This window comes from Streptomyces sp. NBC_01275 (assembly GCF_026340655.1).
In the GTDB taxonomy this organism is placed as follows: domain Bacteria; phylum Actinomycetota; class Actinomycetes; order Streptomycetales; family Streptomycetaceae; genus Streptomyces.
In genome coordinates this window covers 1,417,359-1,441,294 of sequence record NZ_JAPEOZ010000001.1, presented here as the reverse complement: position 1 = coordinate 1,441,294, position 23,936 = coordinate 1,417,359, and the positions used below count along the sequence as shown (strand labels likewise).

Here is a 23,936-nt window from a genome sequence, read left to right as displayed (position 1 = left end):
ATGTACGAGCTGTCCCGCGTCCGCCTCTACTCCATCGGGCCCGCCGGTGCGCGCTACGCCGACACCGTGCTCGACCTGCGGGGCGTGGGCGACGTCGTGCCCGACCCCGCGCCCATGCAGGCGGAGTTCTTCGAGGAGGAGCCCGTCGGCCCGCCGCGCCGGCCCGCGCCCGCGGGCGTGCTCTTCCTGGAGAACGGCGGCGGCAAGTCCGTCCTGCTCAAGCTGATCTTCTCCGTGATGCTGCCCGGACACCGCAACACCCTCGGCGGCGCCAGCTCCGGCGTGCTGCGCAAGTTCCTGCTCGCCGACGACTGCGGGCACGTGGCACTGGAGTGGCAGCACGTGCTGACCGGCGAGTGCGTCGTCGTCGGCAAGGCGAGCGAATGGCGCGGGCGTCAGGTGTCGAACGACCCGCGGAAGTTCGCAGAGGCCTGGTACTCGTTCCGGCCCGGGCCCGGGCTGAGCCTGGACAACCTGCCCGTCGCCGAGTCCACCGCCGTACGGCCCCCCGTCGAGGGGGCCTCCGGGGCGCAGGGCCGACGGCGCACCATGAAGGGGTTCCGGGACGCCATCACCGAGGCAGGGAAGGCGTATCCGCATCTGGAGGTGCACTGGGAGGAGATCCACGACCGCTGGATCGAGCACCTCGGCGACCTGGGCCTGGACCCCGAGCTCTTCCGCTACCAGAGGGAGATGAACGCCGACGAGGGCGAGGCCGCCGGCCTCTTCGCGGTCAAGAAGGACTCCGACTTCACCGACCTGCTGCTGCGCGCGGTGACGGACACCCGGGACACCGACGGACTCGCCGACCTCGTCAGCGGCTTCGGCAACAAGCTGGGCCGGCGCGCCGAGCTGATCGCCGAACGGGACTTCACCGCCGGGTCGGCGGACCTGCTCGGGCGGATCGTGGAGGCCGCCGAGACGCGTTCACGCGCGCGTGACGTCCACGCCGGGGCCGAGCGCCGCACCCGCACCCTGGCGCGCCGGCTGTCCGCGCGGGGCGTGCGGGAGAAGACACGGGCCGGCGACCTCGCCCAGCGCGTCACGGCCGCCGCCTACGCCGTCACGCACTCCGAGGGCGCCCGTGAGCGCAGCGCGCTGATCGCCGCCGAACTCGCCTTCCGGCACGCCTCGCTGGCCCTCGCCGCCGCCGAGAAGTCCGCCGCCGCCCAGAAACGCGAACTCGCCGACGCGCGCACCCTGCACTCGGCCTGGCAGGCCGCCGAGGCCGTCCTGCGCCACCGCGCCGCCGCCGACCGCGTCGCGCGCGTCTCCGCCGCGATCCAGGAAGCCGAACGCGACGCCGCCCCCGCCCTCGCCGCCCGCGCCAGGGCCGCCGTCGACCTCGTCCGGGCCCTGCACGCGGCCGCCGAGAGCGCCGAGACCCTCGCCAACGAGGAGGAGGAGCGCTCGGCCGCGCTCCAGGAGGTCGGCGAGATCGCGCACCGGGACTCCACCTCCGCCGCGACCGACGCGCAGCGCGCCCGCAGCGAGGTCGGCCATCTGCGCCAGCGGCTCAGCGAGGTCGAGCAGGAGACCGCCGAGGCGGTGCGTGCGGGCTGGCTGGACGACAGCGCGCCCGACGCCGACCCCGCGCGCGCGGCCCTCGCCGCCAGCGACGCCGAGAAGACGGCCGTCGCCGCCTGGGACACCGTGCGCGAGGCCTCCAGGAAGGCCGCCGAGCACGCGCGCGAGGCCGCCTCAGCCGAGTCCCGCGCCGAACTGACCGCAGCCAGGGCCGCCGACGCGGCGACGGCGGCGCAACGGTCGTACGAGGTCGAGCGACGGCTCGCCGAGGCGCTGGCCGACGAGGAACGGCTCGCCGAGCTGCTCGGTCTGACCTCCCCCGCCGTACGTCCGCGGATCCCGCAGCCGCGGCAGGACGGCGGGCCGGACGACGGCGCCCTGACCCCCGAGGACCTCGACCGCTGCGCCGACGAGCTGCGCGACCTCCTCGACGACGCCGTCTCCTCCGCCGAACGGCAGCTCTTCGAGCTGCGGACCGCCGCCGCCGACGACTCCCGCATCCTCGGCGCGCTCGGCGACGGCGGACTGCTGCCGCCCGGCCCCGACGTCCTGGCCACCGTCGAGTTCCTCGGCGAGCACGGCATCCCCGCCCTGCCCGGCTGGCGCTACCTCGCCCAGGCCGTCGACCCGGTCGACCACGCGCGCGTGCTCGCCGCCCGGCCCGAGCTGGTCGACGGCGTGATCATCACCGACCCCGACTCGCACGCACGCGCGCGAGAGGCGCTCAGCGACGCCGCGCTGCTGCCCCGTTCCGCCGTGGCGGTCGGCACCGCCGCCGCCCTGCTCGCCCCCACTCCGGCGCTCGACGCCGACCACGGCGGACAGCAGGACGTCTTCCTCGTCCCGCCGAACCCCGCCATGCACGACGAGCACGCAGCCGACGAGGAGCGACAGGCGCTGCGCGCCCGCGCGACCGAGCGGGACGAGGAGATCCGCCGGCTCGCGGCCCGCCTCGGCAAGGACCGGGAGCTGGCCGCACGGCTCACCTCCTGGCGTACGGCCTGCCCGGCCGGGCGGCTCACCGAGCTGGCGCAGGCCGCCGAGGAGGCCCGCGCGTTCGCCGAAGAGGCCGAGGCCGAGCTGTCCGAGGCGCGGACCGTGCGCGCCGAGGCGGACGAGACCGCCGCCGAGGCCGCCCAGGTGCGCGACGAGAAGCAGGAGGCCGCACAGAAGGCCCGCCGGGCCGCCGACGCCCTCGCCGGGCTTGCCTTCCGGCTGCGCGAACGCGCCGGCTGGCAGGTCAAGCTGCGCGAACTCGCCGACGAGGCCGCCGAGTCGGAGGCCCGCGCCCAGGTCTGCCTGGACCGCGCCCGCGCCGCCGACGAAGACCGCCGCGCCGCCCAGCGCGCCGCCGACGACGCCCGCCGCACCGCACGCGCACTGCGCGCCGAGCGCGCCGAGATCGCCGGCGCCCCCGACGACGTACCGGAGGCGGACGAGGGCGCGCCGAGGTCGTCGCTGCCCGCGCTGCGCGAGGCCTACCGGGCCGCGTCCCAGCTGTACGAGAAGGTCGGCGTCGGGGCCGACCTGCGGGCCGAGCAGGCACGCGCGGAGAGCGACGAGAGCGGGGCCCGCACCGACCTGGACCGGCTCAGCAACAAGGTCCGCACACGCGCGGAGCAGCTGCTCCAGTCGCCCGACGGCTCCGACGGACCCTCCCGGCAGGCCGCCGTGGCGCGCGCGGACGAGCTGGTGCAGCTCCTGGAGACCCGGATGTCCACCGCCAGCGAGCAGCTCGGCCGACTGCGCGCCGAGACCGAGCGGCACGCCCCCGAGGACGGCGAGGCGCACACCGAGCTGTCCGAGGAGCTCCAGCCGCGCGACGCCGAGCACGCCCAGGCCCTGCTGCGCACGGCGACGGCCGAACTCGCCTCCCGCGCCGAGGCGTTGAGCCAGGCGCGCGAGGCGCACGGCGAACTCCTCGACGCCCACCGGGCCGCCGAGGACGCGGCCGGCGGCTTCGACGAGATCGCCGCGATGCTCCGCGACCTGCTGCGCGAGCACACCCCCGACGAGGAGCAGGAGACGCCCGAGCCCTACCCCGGCACTCTGGAGGAGGCCCGCCAGTCGGCCGCCGAGGCCCGCCGCTCGCTGCGCGGCTGCGCCGCCGACCTGTCCGCCGCCGAGACCGCCGTACGCGAGGCGAGCGATGTGCTCGTGCGGCACGCCAACTCCACGCGCTACGAGCAGGTCCGCACGCCCGCCCGGCAGCAGATCCGCGAACTGCCCGCCTCCGCGCTGCCCGAGAACGCCCAGAAGTGGGCGGACGCCTTCGCGCCCAGACTGCGGGTCCTGACGGACGAGTTGGAGCAGCTGGAGCGCAACCGGGACTCGATCGTGGACCGGCTCAGGGGGCTCGTGGAGTCGGCGCTCGCGACGCTCAGGTCCGCCCAGCGGCTCTCCCGGCTGCCGGAAGGCCTCGGCGAGTGGTCAGGACAGGAGTTCCTGCGCATCCGCTTCGAGGAACCCGACCAGGCCACCCTCAGCGAGCGGCTCGGCGAGGTCATCGACGAGGCGACCCGCGCGGCCGTGAAGAAGAACTCCGACCTGCGGCGCGACGGCATGTCCCTGCTGCTGCGCGGGGTCGGCGCGGCGCTCCAGCCCAAGGGCATCGCCGTCGAGATCCTCAAGCCGGACGCCGTGCTGCGCGCCGAGCGCGTGCCCGTCGGGCAGATGGGCGACGTGTTCTCCGGCGGCCAGCTCCTCACCGCCGCCATCGCCCTGTACTGCACGATGGCCGCGCTGCGCTCGAACGACCGGGGCCGCGACAAGCACCGCCACGCCGGGACCCTGTTCCTCGACAACCCCATCGGCCGCGCCAACGCGACGTATCTGCTGGAGCTCCAGCGGGCGGTCTCGGACGCCCTGGGCGTCCAACTCCTTTACACCACCGGCCTGTTCGACACGACGGCACTGGCCGAGTTCCCGCTGGTCATCCGGCTGCGCAACGACGCCGACCTCAGGGCCGGCCTGAAGTACATCAGCGTCGAGGAACACCTCCGGCCAGGGCTGCCTCAGCAGGCCCCGGCCGGGGAAGGGGAGTCGGTGCACAGCGAGATCACGGCGACACGGATGTTCAAGCGCCCGGCGCCGAGCGCTTCGTAGCTCCGCGGACGTGGGGAACCGTGGGTCGTTCGTGGCCGGTCGCGCAGTTCCCCACGGCGTTTTCGGAGGCCGACCACGCGGTAGTCGAACTCGTCGATGCTGCCGACCTGCCGACCTGCCGACCTGCCGACCTGCCGACCTGCCGACCTCCTGACCTCCTCAGTCGGCCGCCGGAGCGGCGAGGGGAGCGGGCCCGGCGGGGGCCGCCAGCCGGTGCTCTTCGAGCACGCCGGTCCGGTGACGCTGCACGAACCAGTAGTAGGCGAAGCCGCCGCCCGCGATGACCGCGACGAACAGGACGGCCCCCCACCTCAGGTACCAGTGGAAGGGCGCGGCCGCGTTGTAGACGGCCGCGCGCGGCCAGATCAGGTTGGTCGTCATCGCGGCCCCCCACACCACCGCGACGATGTTGACGAGCAGCCCCCAGCGGCCGAGCGAGAACTTCCCGTCGCCCGCCGGCCGCCACTTCCCGCGCAGCCGCGCCACCAGCATCGGGCCGGTCACGCCCAGATAGGCGAGGTAGATCATGATGATGCCGATGCTGGTGACGACCGTGAAGATCTGCGGCTGACGGATGTTGACCACCAGGATCCCCAGTGCCAGCACGCCGATGATCACGGCCGGCAGGACCGGGGTCTGGAAGCGCGGGCTGACCTTGGCCAGCAGCGAGGACGCGGGCAGGTTGTTGTCCCGGGCCATCGCGAACGCCAGCCGGATCGCCGCCGTGTGGACGGCCAGCGCGCACACCGTGACGGCGATCAGCACGCACCACAGCATCGCCTTGCCGGCCGTCGGGCCGAGCACGTCGAGCACGATGTACTGCAGCCCGTCGGTCGACAGCTTCTCGCCCTTCAGGCTGGAGACGCTCATCAGCGCAAGCAGCAGCACCAGGCCGCCCAGGACGAACGAGGCCACGATGGCGCGGATGATCGCGCGGGGCGCGTTGCGCGAGGGGTCCAGCGACTCCTCGCCGAGCGAGGCGGCCGTGTCGAAGCCGTACATGACGTACGCCGACGCCAGCGAGGCCACGAGGAACGCGCCCAGATAGCCGGTCGAGTACCCCGTTCCCGTCCCCTGAGTGTCCATGACCACCTGCGGGCCGCGCGTGATGTGCACGGCGAACAGGACGATCAGTACGACGGTGGCGACCAGCTCGATGAACACGCCCGCCGTGTTGATGGTGGCCATCAGCTTGACGCCGAAGGCGTTCACGAGGGTGGTGAACAGGATCAGCACAGTGGCCAGGACGACCGCGTTGGTCGCCACGTCGTACTTGCCGGCGCCGTCCCCCACGAACTGGAAGGCGGACGAGATCTGGGGCAGCGTCAGCTGGTAGGCGAGAGCCACGGCCGCGATCGACACGATCGAGGCGATCAGCATCATCCAGCCGGCGAGCCAGCCCAGGTGCGGATTGCCCACCTTCTTCGACCAGTTGTAGACCGAGCCCGCGACCGGGTACCGGGCGGCCAGCTCGGCGAAGCACAGGGCGACCGTGAACTGGCCGACGAACACCATCGGCCACGACCACCAGTAGGCGGGACCGCCGCTGCCGTAGCCGAAGTAGAACAGCTGGAAGGTACCGGTCAGGATGGAGATGTAGCTGATGCCGGCGGCGAAGGTGTGGAAGTTGCCGAGGGTGCGCTTGAGTTCGGGTTTGTAGCCGAACTCGGCCAGCTCGGCGTCGTCGTGCTGCTGTGGGCCTGGCGTCTGCTCGCTTCTTGTCATGGGCGGACTCCTGGTGGGCGCGGGAGGGGAGCCGGTCGAGCTGCGGGTGCGGGGATCGGGAAGGGGGGCGCATGATCGGTGAGGGGCTTTAGAGGGGCGTTATACGTGGGGGGCATGTGCGGGCTGTTACAGGGGAGTTAGCCGCACCGGCTGTGAGCTGCCTGGGCGAACTGCTTGAGCCGAGCGCCTAGGAGAACCAACCCTGGGGTGAGGGGTTGGTGTTGCGCCAGATGTGCTTCGTCTCGCGGTACTCGGCGAGCCCCGAGGGACCCAGTTCGCGGCCGAAGCCGGACTGCTTGAAACCGCCCCACTCGGCCTGGGGGACGTAGGGGTGGTAGTCGTTGATCCAGACCGTGCCGATCCGCAGCCGGGCCGCGACCCGCGCCGCCTTCGCCTCGTCGGTGGTCCAGACGGCGCCGGCCAGGCCGTACACCGTGTCGTTGGCGAGCCGCACTGCCTCGGCCTCGTCCGTGAACCGCTCGACGGTCAGCACCGGCCCGAAGGATTCGTCCTGGACCACCGCCATCCCGGCCGAGCACTCGTCCAGCACGGTGGGCGGATAGTAGTAGCCCTCGTCGTAGCCCGGCCCGGACGGGCGCTCGCCCCCGCACCGCAGGACCGCGCCCTCCGCCAGCCCCTGGGCGACGTACGCCTCGACCTTGCCGCGATGGGCCGCGGAGATCAGCGGGCCGGTCTGCGCCCGCTCGTCGAACGGCCCGCCCAGCCGGATCCCGGCCGCCCGCCGTACGACCTCGTCGACGAACCGGTCATGCAGAGAGTCCTCGACCAGCAGCCGCGCCCCCGACGAGCAGACCTGCCCGGAGTGCAGGAACACCGCGGTCAGCGCCATGTCGACGGCCGTGTCGAAGTCGGCGTCGGCGAAGACGATGTTGGGGTTCTTGCCGCCGAGTTCCAGGGCGACCTTCTTCACGGTCCCGGCGGCGGCCGCCATCAGCCGGCGGCCGGTCTGCAGACCGCCGGTGAAGGAGACCAGGTCGACGTCCGGATGGTCGCCGAGCGGAGCGCCCGCCTCCGGACCGGCGCCGAGGACCAGGTTGCCGACGCCGGGCGGGAGTCCGGCCTCGTCCAGCAGCCGCATCAGGATGATCGCGGTGTGCGGGGTCAGCTCGCTCGGCTTGAGCACGAAGGTGTTGCCGGCCGCGAGCGCCGGGGCGACCTTCCAGGCGGTCTGCAACAGCGGATAGTTCCACGGGGTGATGAGGGCGCAGACGCCGACCGGCTCGTGCACCACCCGGCTGTCGACGTCCGCCTGCCCGGTGTCGACGACCCGGCCCGTCTCGTCCGCCACCAGCCGCCCGAAGTAGCGGAAGCAGTTCACGATGTCGTCGATGTCGTACGCGCTCTCCACCAGCCGCTTTCCCGTGTCCAGGGACTCGGCGCGGGCGAGCGTGTCCTTGTCGCGGACGAGCAGGTCGGCGACGCGCAGCAGCAGGTCGCCGCGTTCGGCCGCGGGCGTGTGCGGCCAGGGCCCGGTGTCGAAGGCACGGCGGGCGGCGGCGATCGCCTCCACCGTGTCCTTGCCGCCGGCCTCGTCCACGACCCCCACCAGGGAGCCGTCGGCGGGACAGCGGATCTCGCGGGTGCGCTCGTCGAGCGCACCTCGCCACTCGCCGTCGATGAACAGATCAGGCATGGTCGCCTCCGAGCCTTTCGACGAGCCACTTGTGGAAGATCCGGATGGTGCGCTCGTTGGGCACCAGCACACCACCCGCACGGTACGCCCGCGAGGACATCGCCGGTCCCGTTCGTTCAACGCCTCGAGGTCCTGGACGTGCACCCGGTGGAACAGCTCCACCGACATCGACACGTCCGCCCCGGACCCTAGGGCCTGCGGCGGGTACGGCCGGAGCCCCGGAGCCCCGGATCGCCTCGCCGAACTCGGCGCCGTGCCTCAGCCGGGCGCGGCGGCGAGGCGGGCGGGGTCGAACAGCCCGATGGGGTGCGCGGTGGCGCCGGTCAGGGCCAGATCGGCGAGGATCTCCCCTACGACGGGCACGAACTTGAAGCCGTGCCCGGAGAAACCGCAGGCCACGGTGACCGACTCCGGATGCGCGGGATGCCGGGCCATGACGAAGTGCTCGTCAGGTGTGCTGGAGTACATGCAGGTCGCGGCCTTGAGGAAGGCGCCAGGAAGGTCTGGGATGCAGGCGGCCAGGTGGTCGGCCATCGCTCGGACCTCCTCCTCATGGACCGTCCGGTCGATGGTCTCCGGGGTGGTCGCCTGGCCCTTGCTGAAGAAGGCGACCTTCGCCCCGAGGCCGGGGCCGTCGATGGCCGGGAAGCCGTAGATCTGGACGCCGGCCGCGTTCTCCCAGATGTAGATCGGATGGTTCTCCGGAAGGAAGGACTCGACGCCCTGCTTCGGCTGGAACCAGTACATGACCTGCCGCTCGATCGTGAACGGCACCCCGAGGTCGGTGAGCAGCTGCGGCGCCCACGCGCCCGGGCAGATCACCAGCTGGGCGGCGGTGTAGGCGTCCTCGGCCGTGTGCACGCGCACGCCGTCCTTGTACGGCTCCCAGCGGGTCATCGGCTCGTCGAAGTGCAGGTCGGCGCCTTGCCGGGTGGCGAGCTGGAGATGCGCGGCGACGGTGTTCTCGGGCCGCAGCAGGCCGGCCTTCTTCTCGTACAGCCCGACCTCGTCGTCCTTCGGCGTCAGCGTCGGGAAGCGACGGCGGATCTCCCGCGCGTCCAGCATCTCGTGGGGGAGGTCCCACTGGCGGGCCGACAGCAGCGATCCCGAGACGGTCCGGGAGTCGGGCGGGCCGACCATCACCCCGCCGTTGAGGATCGCGATCTCCCGGCCGGTGGCCCGTTGAAGGTCCTCGTACAGCTCGTAGGCGCGCAGCAGCAGCGGCACATAGGCCGGATCCTCGAAGTACGACTGCCGCGTGATCCGCGAGCCGCCGTGACTGGAGCCCCGGTTGTGCACCGGGCCGAACTTCTCCAGCCCGAGGACGCGGGCACCGCGCGCGGAGAGGTGATGGGCCGCGGCGCTGCCCATGCCGCCGAGACCGATGACGATCACGTCGTAGGCGGGGGACACTGCGTTCCTCCTAAGGGCATCTAAGGGTGCCTGAGAGCGCCTGAGAGCGCCTAAGGCGTCTGGAGCGCCTTGAAGCGTCTACGGCGTCTAACGGCGTCTGAGGACGTGCAGGTGAGGCCGGGGACGTCTCGGTGATGAATGTGGGTCATCTTCGGATCGAACAGCGGCTCCTCGGCGACGGTAGCCGGGACCCTCCCGCCGAACTACTCCATGTCCCCGGTCGCCCCGGTCGCCCCGGTCGACCAGCACCGGCAGCACTGGTACAGCGGCAGCCAGCCGTACGCAATGCACCGGCCAGGGGTGCGGCCGTACGACGCACTGGTCACGTAACCGGCCGGGGTGCCGATGGGTGGGGCACCTCCCGCCCTCGAGCGGAGTCGAGAGTCAGGGGCGTAGACGCGCTCCTTGCCGAGGACGACCCGCGCGGGGCCGTCGAGGAGGAGCGGGGTGAGCCGACGGGCGGACTCGATGCGGCTCTGCAGGCCTTCCAGGGCCGCCTGGCGACGAAGCCGTCCTCGCCCATGCGCCCGGCGAACCCGACGCCCGCTTCAAACGGCCGCCGACCTGCTGAACTGGCGTGAGGGAAGGGGCGGGTGAGGTCGAACGCGGCCTGACCGAACGGCACGGCGGCCTGGTTGATCAGGACTTTGTGCGGCCTGTCGGGCCAGGAGCCTCCTGTGCGACCTGATGGTCCAGGTGCCCGCACGGCCACACCACCCCCGGATCAGTGTTGCCTGACCCACCAGGGAGCCGTGTGGCCAGTCTGGCCGCACCACGACCGCCCAGGTTCAGGAGCGCGTCAATGCCTCCCTCTTCCTCCCGTCGGCTCGCAGCCCTCGTGTGAGGGCTGCGTCCTCCCTTGCCTCAGGAGTGGGACAGCTGTCCAGCGCCACCCTGCCTGCGTATCCGCTCCTGCGCACGCTCCGCGGCCCGGCCCTGCCGCCGCGCCTTCCTGCGCTCACGGCGCAGCGAACGGGCGGTGCTGCTGGGCGCCGACACCACGCCGTTGCGCTGGTTCCACACCTGCCGGGTCACCCAGACGTCCAGCGCGCTCCACGTGGCCACGACCGTGCTGGCCACGCTGCTGAGCACCATCGGGAAGGCCAGCCAGGATCCTGCCAGCGTGCACAGGAAGGCGACCATCGCCTGAAGCAGCGTCACCGCGATGATGAGCACCGCGCGCACGGCCGCCGTACGCACCGGGTCGGGCAACCTGCGTCGGCGCGCGGGCTCCTCGACCCACAAGGCCCGGTAACCGGCCCCGTCTTGTTCTGTCGGCCTGATGACGCTGGCACTCCTCATGCCGACCTGTCCGGCGTCCTCAAGTGCGGTACCGACGGTCCCCGCGCCCGCCGGTGCGCCGCGATCCCTTGTCCCTTGCCCACCCGAAGGGATGTCGCTCCGCTCCGTCGTGCCCTGTCCGTTTGCCCGAATGCCGCGATCCGGTACCTCGGGGTCCCGTAGAGCCGTACCGCCCGCGGCCGTGCCCTCCTCGGACGCCCCGCGCCGCTCCGCCGTGCCCATCACCGTGTCACTCCCCACCGCCAGCAGACCGCTTGCCTCCGGATCGAAGACCCGGCTCCCCAGTGGCTGCCCGGCTTGCGCTGAATTACGCCGCCGGGGTGCGGCATGCGGCTCCTGTGGCCGATTCCGCCCCCAATTCCCAATGAGTAGGACGAGCGATGAGCTCGAAAGATTCCCGTGTTGCGAAAAATTCTGGCCAACTCGCTTACCGGGTCGGTCAGGTCCGGTTTGATCGTGTGGCCCGGATTCGGGGAGACAATCTCCCGTAATGCCCGGACAACTCCGCATGTCTCGACCCCGGTGCGGAAGTTCGGCTTCCGGACAGCTCTTCGAGTTAACTGTGCGTCGGTAGTAGGCTCGCGCCGTTTGTTGACGCACATGCGTACCCCCTGCCGGTGGGGGTTCGAGCTGGGGGAGGCCATGCGCTTTCGCGGGAAGTCGATCCGCCGGAAGATCGTGGCGCTGCTTCTCGTGCCGCTGGTGTCCCTGACCGCTGTCTGGGGCTTCGCCACGGTACTCACGGGACGTGAGGCGAGCCGTCTGTTCACGGTGTCGTCCCTCATGGAGAAGGTCGGCTACCCCATCGAGGACACGGTCCGCGTCGTCCAGCAGGAACGCCGTCAGACCCTCGTCTACCTCGCCGACTCCCGTGCCTCCGACGCGCTCACCGCGCTCCGTCGTACCCGGACCGCCACGGACGAGGCTCTGGCCGAGATCCGCCGGAACGCCGCGGACCCGGATGTGCGCGACGTCCTGGACCAGGACGACGGCGAAGGTCTGACCAGAGTGCTCGACGCCTTCGACGGCGTCGACTCCCTGCGCCGCAGCGTCGAGGAGGGAACCCTCACCCGGGCGCAGGCCCTGGACCTCTACAACCAGCTGATCGACCCCTGTTACACCCTGCTGGCCAAGCTGGACGTGGTCGACAGCGTGGAGATGGACAAGCAGTACCGGGCACTCGTCAGTGTCGCCCGTGCGCGCGAGCTGCTCTCCAGGGAGGACGCCCTGTTCGGCTCCGCCCTGGTCGTGGGCCGGCTCACCCGCGACGAGATCCGTGACGTCTCCGACCTCGAGGCACAGCGGGAGGTCGTCTATGACATCAGCCTCGCCCAACTCCCCGCCGCGGAGCGCGAACGCTACGAGAGCTTCTGGGAGAACGCCACCACCGCCCCGCTGCGCACGGCCGAACAAGCCGTCGGCGCCACCAGGCCCGGCGACATGCCCCGCAACGTCACCGCCCAGAACTGGGACACCGCGGCCGGAAACGTCCTCGACGAGCTCGGCGCCCTGGACGAGCAGGCCAACGACCGCTACCAGGACCGCGTTCGTCCGGTGGCGATCGAGGTCATCGTCAAGGCGGTCGTCGCCGGTGTCTTCGGTCTGATCGCCCTGCTCGTCTCCCTCGTCCTGTCCGTGCGCATCGGCCGGGGTCTCATCCGCGACCTGCGCCAGCTGCGACTGGAGGCCCACGAGGCGTCCGGCGTGCGGCTGCCCAGCGTGATGCGTCGTCTGTCCGCGGGCGAGCAGGTCGACGTGGAGACCGAGGTGCCGCTGCTGGAGTACGACAAGAACGAGATGGGCGAGGTCGGCCAGGCCCTCAACACGCTTCAGCGCGCCGCCGTCGAGGCCGCCGTCAAACAGGCCGAGCTGCGCTCCGGGGTCTCCGAGGTCTTCGTCAACCTGGCCCGTCGCAGCCAGGTCCTGCTGCACAAGCAGCTCACCCTGCTCGACACCATGGAGCGCCGCACCGAGGACACCGAGGAACTCGCGGACCTCTTCCGCCTCGACCACCTCACCACCCGCATGCGTCGGCACGCCGAGGGCCTGGTGATCCTCTCCGGAGCGGCCCCCTCCCGGCAGTGGCGCAAGCCCGTCCAGCTCATGGACATCGTGCGCGCCGCCGTCGCCGAGGTGGAGGACTACGAACGCATCGAGGTACGCCGTCTGCCGCGCCTCGCCGTCACCGGCCCCGCCGTCGCCGACCTCACCCACCTCGTGGCCGAACTCCTGGAGAACGCCACGGTGTTCTCCCCGCCGCACACCGCCGTTCACGTCATGGGCGAGCGGGTCGCGAACGGCTTCACCCTGGAGATCCACGACCGAGGCCTCGGCATGGCGCCCGAAGCGCTCCTGGAGGCCAATCTCCGGCTCGCCGAGACCCCGGAGTTCGAGCTGTCCGACACCGACCGTCTCGGCCTGTTCGTGGTCAGCCGGCTCGCGCAACGGCAGAACGTCCGGGTCTCCCTGCAGCCTTCGCCGTACGGGGGGACGACCGCCGTCGTCTTCATCCCCGACGCGCTGCTCACCGACGACGTCCCCGACACCAACGGCATCGGCTTCCGTCTCGACCGTCCCCGGCCCCCGAAGGTCGCCGCAGAGTCCACGGAGAGCCGCAGGCCGGCGCTGTCCCCGGCCTCGGTCCAGCTTCCCGGAGCGGCCGCGTCGCTGCTGGACGGCCCGGTCGAGCTGGAGGCGCCCGTCGGCCTGGACGCCCTCGACGACTTCCCGGTCGCCCTGGACGAGGAGGACGACGACGGTGGTCTGTTCCGCCCGCGCCGCTCCCTCACCCGTCCGCAGGACGAGTCGGGCGTGGGCTCCGCCGAGCAGCACCGCGGGCTGTCCGACACCCGCGGCGAACCGGACCCGACCGGCGCCGACCCGGCCGCGCCCGTCCCGTTGCCCAGCCGGCGCACGCCCAAGCTGGTCAGCTCGCACGGCCGCCCGGTCGGCGAGCAGGGCCCCCAGCGCGCGGAGACGGACGAAGAGGCGTCGACGCGTTCCGGACCGCGCCGAGCGGGGCACGAAGCCCCGGCCCCGCTGCCGTCGCGCCGTCGCGGCAGCTCGCCGCAGATCCCGCACAACAGCGGCCCGGCCGAGTCCTCCGCGACGTCGGCGCAGCCCGGCCGAGGCGCCGACGAGCCCCCGGCCCTGCCACACCGCTTCCGGCAGGCCGCAGCCGAGCCCGGCGGCCTGGACGACACGGTCGCCCGCAGAGACATCGCATCCGCCCGGATCGGCGGTATCGCGCCGGGCGACCCCCAGGACACGGCCCGGAACCGGACGCCCGCGCCTCACGACACCGGCTCCGGCATCGGGCCCGGCACCGGAGCGCTGCCCAGGCGGGTACGGCAGGCGAACCTGGCCCCGCAACTGCGGCAGGGCCCGGCTCCGCGCACGGAGCGCAGCGCCGACCCCGCCGACCGCGACGCCGACGAGGTACGCAGCCGCATGGCCTCACTCCAGCGTGGCTGGCAGCGCGGACGCGATGAGAACGCCGCGGGCGACGATGCCCACAGCGGCACAGCACCACAGGGAACGAAAAAGGGGGACGGTCGATGACCGCACCGAAGGCGACCGGCCACAGCACGACCAACAACGGTGAGCTCAACTGGCTTCTCGACGAACTCGTCGACCGCGTCGCCAGCATCCGCAAGGCCGTCGTGCTCTCCGGCGACGGTCTTGCGACGGGGGTGTCCAAGGACCTGACCCGTGAGGACAGCGAGCACCTGGCCGCCGTCGCCTCCGGCTTCCACAGCCTTGCCAAGGGCGTGGGCCGCCACTTCGAGGCCGGCAGCGTCCGGCAGACCGTCGTCGAACTCGACGAGGCCTTCCTGTTCGTCACGGCCGCCGGCGACGGCAGCTGCCTTGCCGTCCTCTCCGACGCCGACTCGGACGTGGGTCTCGTGGCCTACGAGATGACCCTGCTCGTCAAGCGGGTCGGTGTACATCTGGGCACTGCCCCGCGCACCGATCTGCCCTCGGGCGGGTAGTGGGATGGCATGAGCACAGACGGTCAGGGAAGAAGCCACTGGTTCGACGACGAGGCCGGGCCGGTCGTCCGTCCGTACGCCATGACGCGCGGCCGCACCACCAGTGCGGTCCAGCACCGCCTCGATCTCATCGCGGTGGTCGTCGTCGAGCCCCACGCGGACGATCCGGAAGCCGACCACTCGCTGTCCCCGGAACACGTGGACATCGTGGATCTGTGCCGGGACGTGCCGCAGTCGGTCGCCGAACTCGCCGCGGACCTCAACCTGCCCATCGGAGTGGTACGGGTTCTCGTCGGGGACCTCGTGGACGCGGAATTCGTCCATGTGAACCGGCCCGTACCCCCTGCCGAACTGCCGGACGAGAGTATTCTGCGCGACGTGATCAACGGCCTCCGAGCGCTGTGAGCAGCGCGGAAGCGGGGTGAAGACGTGACGGGCTGGCAGTTCTGGGTGGACCGGGGCGGCACCTTCACCGACATCGTCGCGCGCCGCCCCGACGGGCGGCTGCTGACGCGCAAACTGCTGTCGGACAACCCGGCGCGGTACGCCGACGCGGCCGTCGCCGGCGTCCGCGCCCTCCTGGACGGCGCGCAGGACCCCGTCGAGGCCGTGCGCATGGGCACCACGGTCGCCACCAACGCCCTGCTGGAACGCAAGGGCGAGCGCACCCTGCTCGTCGTGACCCGCGGCTTCCGCGACGCCCTGCGCATCGCCTACCAGAACCGCCCGCACATCTTCGCTCGCCGCATCGAACTCCCGCAGCTGCTCTACGAACGGGTCGTGGAGGTCGACGAGCGCATCGCCGCCGACGGCGTCGTCCTGCGCGCGCCCGACCTGGACGCCCTCGCCGGCCCCTTGCAGAAGGCGTACGACGACGGGATCCGGGCCGTCGCCGTCGTCTGCATGCACAGCCACCTCCACCCCGCCCACGAGCAGGCCGTCGGACAGCTGGCCGCGCGCGTCGGCTTCCCGCAGATCTCGCTGTCCAGCGAGGTCAGCCCCCTCATGAAACTCGTCCCGCGCGGGGACACCGCCGTCGTGGACGCCTACCTCTCGCCCGTACTGCGCCGCTACGTCCGCCACCTCTCCGACGAACTCCACGGCGTACGGCTGATGTTCATGCAGTCCAACGGAGGGCTCGCCGAGGCGGGCCAGTTCCGCGGCAAGGACGCCGTCCTGTCCGGGCCCGCGGGCGGGATCGTCGGGATGGCCCGGATGTCCCAGCTCGCGGGCTTCGACCGGGTCATCGGCTTCGACATGGGCGGCACCTCCACCGACGTCTCGCACTTCGCGGGCGAGTACGAACGCGTCCTCACCACGCAGATCGCGGGCGTCCGCCTGCGCGCCCCCATGCTGGACATCCACACCGTCGCCGCGGGCGGTGGCTCCGTCCTGCGGTTCGACGGCTCCCGCTACCGGGTGGGGCCGGACTCCGCCGGCGCGGACCCCGGTCCGGCCTGCTACCGGGGCGGCGGCCCGCTCGCCGTCACCGACGCCAACGTGATGCTCGGCCGGATCCAGCCCGCGCACTTTCCCGAGGTGTTCGGGCCCGACGGCGATCAGCCCCTCGACGACGCGCTCGTCCGGGACCGCTTCGCCGCCCTCGCGCGCGACATCCGCCGACAGACCGGCGACGACCGCACGCCCGAGCAGGTCGCCGAGGGCTTCCTGCAGATCGCCGTCGCCGACATCGCCAACGCGGTGAAGCGGATCTCCGTCCAGAAGGGCCACGACGTCACCCGCTACGCCCTCACCACCTTCGGTGGCGCAGGCGGCCAGCATGCGTGCATGGTCGCCGACTCGCTCGGCATCCGTACCGTCCTGGTGCCGCCCATGGCCGGCGTGCTGTCCGCGCTCGGCATCGGCCTCGCCGACACCACGGCCATGCGGGAACAGTCCGTCGAGGAACCCCTGGAAGCAGCCTCGCTGCCCGGGATCCTCAAGACCGCCGACGCCCTGACCGCAGCCGCATGCGCCGAACTCCGCGCCGAGGACGTCCCCGACGACCGCGTCCATGTCACCCGCCGCGCCGCACTGCGCTACGACGGCACCGACACTGCTCTCACCGTCGAACTGACCGAGCCCACCGCGATGCGGCACGCTTTCGAAGAACGTCATCGCGCCACGTACTCCTTCACGCTCGACCGCCCGATCGTCGTCGAAGCGCTCTCCGTGGAAGCCACCGGCATCACCGAACCCCCTGATCTGTCCGCCCTCGCCCCGTACGAAGGCCACCTCGCCGCTCCCGAGACCGTCCGCCTCCATACCGGCGGAGTCTGGCGCGACGTACCCCTCCATCGCCGTGAGCACCTTCCTCCCGGCGAGACCGTCGTCGGCCCCGCGATCATCACCGAGGCCAGCGCGACGACCGTCGTCGACGACGGCTGGGAAGCCGCGACGACCCACGACGGGCATCTGGTCATGGAACGCGCGGCGATTACGCAGAGTTCCGATCTCGACACGAAATCCGATCCGGTTCTGCTTGAGATCTTCAACAACCTCTTCATGTCCATCGCCGAACAGATGGGCGCACGCCTGGAGTCCACGGCCCAGTCGGTCAACATCAAGGAGCGCCTCGACTTCTCCTGCGCCCTCTTCGATCCGGACGGAAACCTGGTGGCCAACGCCCCGCACATCCCCGTCCACCTGGGCTCGATGGGCACGAGCGTCAAGGAGGTCATCCGCCGCCGCAGCGCGCGGACGCGTCCCGGCGACACCTACGCGGTCAACGACCCGTACCACGGCGGCACCCACCTGCCGGACGTCACCGTGATCACCCCGGTCTTCGACACGCAGAAGGCCGAGAACACGGAGAGTGACCCCGATGTCCTCTTCTACGTCGCCTCCCGGGGCCATCACGCCGAGATCGGCGGCATCGCCCCGGGCTCCATGCCCGCCGACAGCCGCACGATCGAGGAAGAGGGCGTTCTCTTCGACAACTGGCTGCTCACGGAGAACGGCCGCTTCCGCGAGGAGGAGACGCTCCGGCTGCTCACCGAGGCGCGCTACCCGTCCCGCAACCCCAGCACCAACCTCGCCGACCTGCGCGCCCAGATCGCCGCCAACCAGAAAGGCGTCGACGAGGTAGCCCGCATGATCGAGAACTTCGGACTCGACGTCGTACAGGCGTACATGAGGCATGTGCAGGACAATGCGGAGGAAGCGGTGCGGCGCGTCATCGACGCCCTCGACGACGGCGCGTACGCCTACGAGACCGACTCCGGCGCCGTCATCCGCGTACGCGTGCGCGTGGACCGCGAAAAGCGCTCCGCGACCGTCGACTTCACCGGTACGTCACCCCAGCTGGCCACCAACTTCAACGCGCCCTACGCGGTCGTCAACGCAGCCGTCCTCTACGTCTTCCGCACCCTGGTCGCCGACGACATCCCGCTCAACGACGGCTGCCTGCGCCCCCTGACCATCATCGTGCCGCCCGGCTCCCTGCTCGCGCCCGAACCGCCCGCCGCCGTCGTCGCAGGCAACGTCGAGACGTCCCAGGCGATCACCGGCGCCCTCTACGCGGCGCTCGGCGTACAAGCCGAAGGCTCCGGCACCATGAACAACGTCACCTTCGGCAACGAACGCCACCAGTACTACGAGACCGTCGCCTCCGGATCCGGCGCCGGCGACGGCTTCCCCGGCGCGAGCGTCGTCCAGACCCATATGACCAACTCCCGGCTGACCGACCCCGAGGTCCTGGAGTGGCGACTGCCCGTGCAGCTCGACGAGTTCGCGGTCCGGCACGGCAGCGGTGGCGCGGGACGCTGGCGCGGCGGCGACGGCGCGGTCCGCCGCATCCGGTTCCACGAACCCATGACCGTCTCCACCTTGTCCCAGCACCGCAGGGTCGCCCCGTACGGCATGGCCGGCGGCGCACCGGGCGCGCTGGGCGCCAACCGGGTGGAACGCGCGGACGGCTCCGTCGTCGAACTCGGCGGCAGCACGTCCGTGGACGTCGGCCCCGGCGACGTACTCGTCATCGAGACCCCCGGTGGCGGAGGCTACGGCCCACCGCCCAACGACCCCCTTTCAAGCAGGAGAAATGATCGATGATCTTCGGGCGTTCTGAGCGCGGCAAGCCCCCGGTCGAGCCGGTCACGCTCAAGATCCTGGTGGCCGGCGGCTTCGGCGTGGGCAAGACCACCCTCGTCGGCGCCGTCAGCGAGATCAGGCCGCTGCGTACCGAGGAGTTCCTCACCGAGGCCGGCCGCCCGGTCGACGACACCACCGGCGTCGAGGCCAAGCACACCACCACCGTCGCCATGGACTTCGGGCGCATCACCCTGCGCGAGGATCTCGTGCTGTACCTGTTCGGGACGCCCGGCCAGGAGCGGTTCTGGTTCATGTGGGACGAGCTGTCCGAGGGCGCTCTCGGCGCCATCGTGCTCGCCGACACGCGCCGCCTGGAGGACTGCTTCGCCGCCGTCGACTACTTCGAGCGCCGCTCCATACCCTTCCTCATCGCCGTCAACTGCTTCGAGGGCGCGGCCCGTTACCCCGAGGAGGACGTGCGCCGGGCCCTTGACCTCGACGACGACATCCCGGTGACCCTGTGCGACGCCCGCGACCGGCTGTCGGTGCGGGACGTCCTGGTCGGCGTCGTCCAGCACGCCATGGACTACGGGACCGACCGCCGCCGGGCCGTCACCACCTGAGGCACGTCCGCGGCCCGTACCCCCGCCGACCGGGGTACGGGCCGTGGCCCACAGGAGACGCACGCGCGTGTGCTGCGGCGCAGGGGTACGCGCGCGCAGCGGCTATCCCTCGCCGTCCTCCAGCCAGCCGAAGCTCTTCTCCACCGCCTTGCGCCAGTTCTGGTACTCGCGGTCGCGCACCGACGCCTCCATGGCCGGGGTCCACTCGGCGTCCTTCTGCCAGTGCGCCTTCAGTTCGTCGAGGTCGTTCCACACCCCGGTGGCCAGCCCCGCGGCGTACGCGGCGCCCAGGCACGTCGTCTCGGAGACCCGGGGCCTGATCACGGGCACGCCCAGCACGTCCGCCTGATGCTGCATGAGCAGGTTGTTCTTCGTCATGCCGCCGTCCACCTTCAGAGTCGTGATCTGCACCCCGGAGTCCTGGAACATCGCGTCCACGACCTCACGCGTCTGCCAGCTCGTCGCCTCGAGGACGGCACGCGCGAGATGCGCCTTCGTGACGTAACGGGTGAGCCCGGTGACCACCCCGCGCGCGTCGGAGCGCCAGTACGGCGCGAACAGCCCCGAGAAGGCGGGCACGATGTACGCGCCGCCGTTGTCGTCCACGCTCGCCGCCAGCGTCTCGATCTCGTCAGCCGTACGGATGATGCCGAGCTGGTCTCGGAACCACTGGACGAGCGCACCCGTTATGGCGATCGAACCCTCCAGACAGTAGACCGGCGCCTCACCGCCGATCTTGTAGCCCATCGTCGTCAACAGCCCGTTCTTCGACGGCACCGGCCGGGTACCGGTGTTGAGCAGCAGGAAGCTGCCCGTCCCGTACGTGTTCTTCGCCGTGCCCACGTCGTAGCACGCCTGCCCGAACACCGCCGCCTGCTGGTCGCCCAGCGCCGAAGCGACCGGCACACCGGCGAGTTGGCCGACGGCGGCGCCGTACACCTCGGCGGAGGACCTGATCTCCGGCAGGACGGCCTCGGGCACGTTCATCGCGGACAGGATGGAGGTGTCCCACTGAAGGGTCTCCAGGTTCATCAGCATGGTGCGCCCGGCGTTGGTGACGTCGGTGACGTGCCGACCGCCCGCCGTGCCGCCCGTCAGGTTCCAGATCAGCCAGGAGTCGATCGTGCCGAAGGCGATCTCGCCGTGCTCCGCCCGCGCGCGCAGTCCCGGCACGTTGTCGAGCAGCCAGGCCGCCTTGGGCCCCGAGAAGTAGCTGGCCAGCGGCAGGCCGGTCTGGTCGCGGAAGCGGTCCTGTCCGTCCGCGCCGCCCAGCTCGTTGCAGAGCGCGGCGGTCCGGGTGTCCTGCCACACGATCGCGTTGTGCACGGGTTTGCCCGTGGCGCGGTCCCACAGCACGGTCGTCTCGCGCTGGTTGGTGATGCCGAGCGCGCTGATCTGGTCGGCGCGCAGCCCGGCCTTGGCGATCGCCCCGGCGACCACCGCCTGCACCTTGGACCAGATCTCGGTGGCGTCGTGCTCCACCCAGCCGGGCTTGGGAAAGATCTGGCGGTGCTCACGCTGGTCGACGGCGACGATCGCGCCGTTGTGGTCGAAGACGATGCAGCGGCTGGAGGTGGTGCCCTGGTCGATCGCGGCGACGTACTTCTCGGCGTTGTCCGTCATGGCTACCCCTTGGGCTGGGTTGAGAAGGCTGCGCTGATGGCTGCTCGGGTGACTGTTCAGCAGGCCGCTGACTGGTCAGAAGGCCGCGTTGTAGAGGAGCCCTGCGAGCGCTCCGCCGATCAACGGGCCGACGACCGGGATCCAGGCGTAACCCCAGTCGGAGGTGCCTTTGTTCGGAATCGGCAGGAAGGTGTGCACGATGCGCGGGCCGAGGTCGCGCGCGGGGTTGATGGCATAGCCGGTGGGCCCGCCGAGGGACAGCCCGATGCCGACGACGAGCAGGGACACGATCAGCACGAGCGTGCCGGACTCGCCGAGTCCCTTCGTCAGCCCGAAGGCGAGGATCGGCAGGACGAGCGCGATCGTCGCGATGATCTCCGTGATCAGGTTGGCGACCGGATTCCGGATCTCGGGGATGGTGGAGAAGATGCCCAGCGTGGGCGTCGGTTCCTCGTCGGGGCCCTCGGGGGCGTCCGTCCGCCGTACGTTCGCCTGGAACTGCGCGAGGTACACCAGATAGGCGAGGACGGCACCGATCATCGCGCCGACGATCTGGCCCAGCAGATAGATCCAGACCTTGCCCCACTTCCCCGTGTCGACGGCGATTCCGATGGTGACGGCCGGGTTGAGCTGTCCCCCGGACAGCGGTGCGGCGGTGTAGGCCCCGGCCAGGACGCCGAATCCCCAGCCGAAGGCGATGACCACCCATCCCGAGGCCCTCGCCTTGGAGTATCTGAGGGTGACGGCGGCGCAGACCCCCGCGCCGAACAGGATGAGGATCGCGGTACCGATGACTTCGCCGACGAATATGTCCCCGTTGCTCATGGCGGCTCCTAGGCCCGGCCTGAGGGCGAACGACCCCCGGCGCTCCGTGCAGGGTGCGGTTCCCGTGGCTGTTTCCGCCAGGGCAGGGAGGTCCCGCGCCCCGCCCGGCGTCCGTGACGAGCGTGCCGTCGTAGCCGAATTGCCCGTGGGGGAGTGGGCCTTGACCCGGGAACCCGCAGGGCGCGTGCCTGGATACGCCGAGAATGTACGGCGATGTCGGCTGACACCGGGAAGTGTTCACCGGTGCCCAGGGAGCGTCAAGGAGCCCGACGGCAATGGTTGAGAGAGTGGGGAGCCACAGCGATTGGATCCAGGACGGGCGCCGTCCCTGCGGGGAGGGGCCGGGCGGGACACGCGCACGGAGCATGGGGGCTGGGCCTGCGCGCACTCCGCCGGAGGCGCCGGACGCCCGCTGAGCGGCTCAGAAGGCCCCTCAGCCCACGCCCGGCTCTGCAGCCACCGCATCCGTTCTCGTCGCGGCCATCGGCGGCGAGCCGCGCCGGATCTCGTGGCCGGGCAGGCCCGCGTACCCCAGCACCCAACTCGTCCCGGGCAAGGACTTCGCGGCCTTCTTCAACGGCGCCAGACACGCGGCCGCCTGCCGGTGATCGCTCACGCTGCCCGGCCGGCACAGGACCGTGGCCAGCGACAGCGTGACCGGGCGCCCGCCTGCCGACCACGGCGCGTCCAGCACGGCGGCAACCAGCGGATCCAGACACTCCGGTTCCGCCAGCACCAGGAAGTCGTCCCCGCCGATATGGCCCACGCGCGTGCTCCCGGACGCCGCATACCCCAGCGCCCGCCCTACCGACCGGATCAGCTCGTCGCCCTCCGCGAACCCCGCACCGTCGTTGACCTGCTTGAAGTGGTCGATGTCCAGCCAGCTCAGCGCGACCGTCCGCCCGGCCGCGAGCCGCCGGTCGACCTCCCCGGTGATCACGTCCGAACCGGGCAGCCGCGTCAGCGGATTGAGCCCCGCCGCCTCCTCGACCTGCGTCTCGGCCAACGCACGTACGAGGTCGGCGAGGCGTACGACGCCCACGCACCGCCCGTGGCCGTCGACCACGGCCACATCGTCCGAGGTACGGTCCCGGTCGCCGACCGCGACCACGTCCAGCACCTCCCACGCCGTGGCGTCGACGCCCACCGTCCGGGGCGGATCCCCGAGCCTGGCCGCGGGCCGGTCGGCGTACAGGGCATGGCCGTAGCGCCCCGACATCGACAGCAGGAAGCGCGAGCGGTGCACCGACCGAACCGGGACCCCCGTCCGGTCCACGAGCAGCACCCCGGACACGTCCGGCGATCCGGTCAGCAGTGCCCGCACCTGACCGGCGGACGCGGTGGCCGGCAGCAGCGCCGCCGGCCGGACGAACTCCCGCACCGACGGCCCCGACCGGGTCGCCGACACGACCCCGGGGACGCGCGGCGGGACGTACACATCGGCCGCCGGCAGCCGGGCCGGCGGCGCGAACAGCACGCCCTGCGCCAGCTGCGCCCCGGCCGACAACGCGGCCGCACACTGCAGTTCGGTCTCCACGCCCTCGACGGCCAGAAGCGCCCCGGACTCGTCGCACAGCGTCCGCATCGCCCGTACCGCGGCCGGCCGCGTCAACAGGGACGCGTCGAGCTTCACCAGGTCCGGCGCGATGTCGACCAGCAGCCGCAGGGGTACGTCCCCCTCGCCGACGCCGTCCGCGCCGATCCGGAAGCCCTGGCCCCGCAGGGCGGCGAGCGCCTCCAACAGCGCGGGCTGCGGAACATGCGTGTACGGCGGGACGACGTCGAGCGTCACCTCCCAGGGCAGGCGGCCCGCCTCGCGCACGGCGTCGTGCAGCGGGGTGAGCCCTCCGAGGTCGGCCAGGGTGCCGGCGAACACGTTCACGTGCAGGGGCAGCAGGGTCTCCTGGCGTGCCGCCGCACGGACCGCCAGCACGGCGAGCCGGCCGTCGAGTTCGGGATCCCGGCGGGCCTGCGCGAGCACGTCGCCGGACTCGGGGCGGGCGAGTATCTCCAGGGCCGCCACCCCTCCGGTGGCCAGGTTGACCACCGGCTGGAAGGCGAAGCGGAGAGTGTCCGTCCAAGAGTGCACGGGAGCATGATGGCGCTGCGGCTGCA

13 protein-coding genes and 2 pseudogenes are annotated in these 23,936 nt (G+C 71.7%); 6 read left to right on the top strand and 9 right to left on the bottom strand.

The annotated features are described in order from the left end of the window. The gene (locus OG562_RS06015) at positions 1-4,632 is read left to right on the top strand and encodes a hypothetical protein (protein WP_266394487.1); all 4,632 of its coding nucleotides are present in this window, start codon (positions 1-3) and stop codon (positions 4,630-4,632) included. 159 nt (positions 4,633-4,791) lie between these two features. Here OG562_RS06015 and OG562_RS06010 read toward each other — a convergent pair whose 3' ends face one another. From OG562_RS06010 to OG562_RS05985, 6 genes and pseudogenes are all read right to left on the bottom strand, one after another. Beyond that, complete coding sequence (locus tag OG562_RS06010) at positions 4,792-6,357, bottom strand: APC family permease (protein ID WP_266394485.1); 1,566 nt, start codon at positions 6,355-6,357, stop codon at positions 4,792-4,794. 187 nt (positions 6,358-6,544) lie between these two features. Further along, complete coding sequence (locus tag OG562_RS06005; RefSeq protein ID WP_266394483.1) at positions 6,545-8,011, bottom strand: aldehyde dehydrogenase family protein; 1,467 nt, start codon at positions 8,009-8,011, stop codon at positions 6,545-6,547. Beyond that, a pseudogene (locus OG562_RS06000) lies at positions 8,004-8,218 on the bottom strand (SRPBCC family protein); the annotation flags it as partial. The gene OG562_RS06005 and the pseudogene OG562_RS06000, both read right to left, overlap by 8 nt. Positions 8,219-8,269: 51 nt before the next feature. Further along, complete coding sequence (gene solA / locus OG562_RS05995) at positions 8,270-9,424, bottom strand: N-methyl-L-tryptophan oxidase (protein ID WP_266394481.1); 1,155 nt, start codon at positions 9,422-9,424, stop codon at positions 8,270-8,272. Between the two features lie 203 nt (positions 9,425-9,627). Next, positions 9,628-9,894: a glycine cleavage T C-terminal barrel domain-containing protein gene (locus tag OG562_RS45980; RefSeq protein WP_323187646.1), complete on the bottom strand. Its 267-nt coding sequence runs from the start codon at positions 9,892-9,894 to the stop codon at positions 9,628-9,630. A gap of 394 nt (positions 9,895-10,288) precedes the next feature. Next, entirely contained in the window at positions 10,289-10,948 is a 660-nt protein-coding gene (locus OG562_RS05985; RefSeq protein ID WP_266394479.1) for a hypothetical protein, read from the bottom strand. 420 nt (positions 10,949-11,368) lie between these two features. Here OG562_RS05985 and OG562_RS05980 point away from each other — a divergent pair, with 420 nt between their 5' ends. The 5 genes and pseudogenes from OG562_RS05980 to OG562_RS05960 all read left to right on the top strand — a co-directional run bounded on the left by OG562_RS05980 (position 11,369) and on the right by OG562_RS05960 (position 19,373). Then, complete coding sequence (locus OG562_RS05980) at positions 11,369-14,287, top strand: nitrate- and nitrite sensing domain-containing protein (RefSeq protein ID WP_266409063.1); 2,919 nt, start codon at positions 11,369-11,371, stop codon at positions 14,285-14,287. Then, on the top strand, positions 14,284-14,718 hold the full coding sequence (locus OG562_RS05975) for a roadblock/LC7 domain-containing protein (protein ID WP_266394477.1): 435 nt from the start codon (positions 14,284-14,286) through the stop codon (positions 14,716-14,718). Before OG562_RS05980 ends, OG562_RS05975 begins: the two co-directional genes overlap by 4 nt. Positions 14,719-14,727: 9 nt before the next feature. Further along, entirely contained in the window at positions 14,728-15,123 is a 396-nt protein-coding gene (locus tag OG562_RS05970) for a DUF742 domain-containing protein (RefSeq protein ID WP_266394475.1), read from the top strand. Between the two features lie 24 nt (positions 15,124-15,147). Continuing rightward, positions 15,148-18,787, top strand: a pseudogene (locus OG562_RS05965) (hydantoinase B/oxoprolinase family protein). Continuing rightward, entirely contained in the window at positions 18,768-19,373 is a 606-nt protein-coding gene (locus OG562_RS05960) for an ATP/GTP-binding protein (protein WP_266394473.1), read from the top strand. The pseudogene OG562_RS05965 and the gene OG562_RS05960 overlap by 20 nt, the downstream one beginning before the upstream one ends. A 102-nt stretch (positions 19,374-19,475) precedes the next feature. On the opposite strand, the gene glpK is transcribed toward OG562_RS05960, so the two are convergent. The 3 genes from glpK to OG562_RS05945 form a co-directional block, all read right to left on the bottom strand. Then, positions 19,476-20,996: a glycerol kinase GlpK gene (gene glpK / locus OG562_RS05955; RefSeq protein WP_266394472.1), complete on the bottom strand. Its 1,521-nt coding sequence runs from the start codon at positions 20,994-20,996 to the stop codon at positions 19,476-19,478. 75 nt (positions 20,997-21,071) lie between these two features. Then, a complete protein-coding gene (locus OG562_RS05950; RefSeq protein ID WP_266394471.1) occupies positions 21,072-21,821 on the bottom strand; it encodes an MIP/aquaporin family protein in 750 nt (249 codons plus the stop codon). 433 nt (positions 21,822-22,254) lie between these two features. Next, positions 22,255-23,910 carry an EAL domain-containing protein gene (locus tag OG562_RS05945; protein ID WP_266394468.1) on the bottom strand — a complete coding sequence of 552 codons (1,656 nt, stop codon included), beginning with the start codon at positions 23,908-23,910 and terminating at the stop codon, positions 22,255-22,257. Between the last annotated feature and the right edge of the window lie 26 nt (positions 23,911-23,936).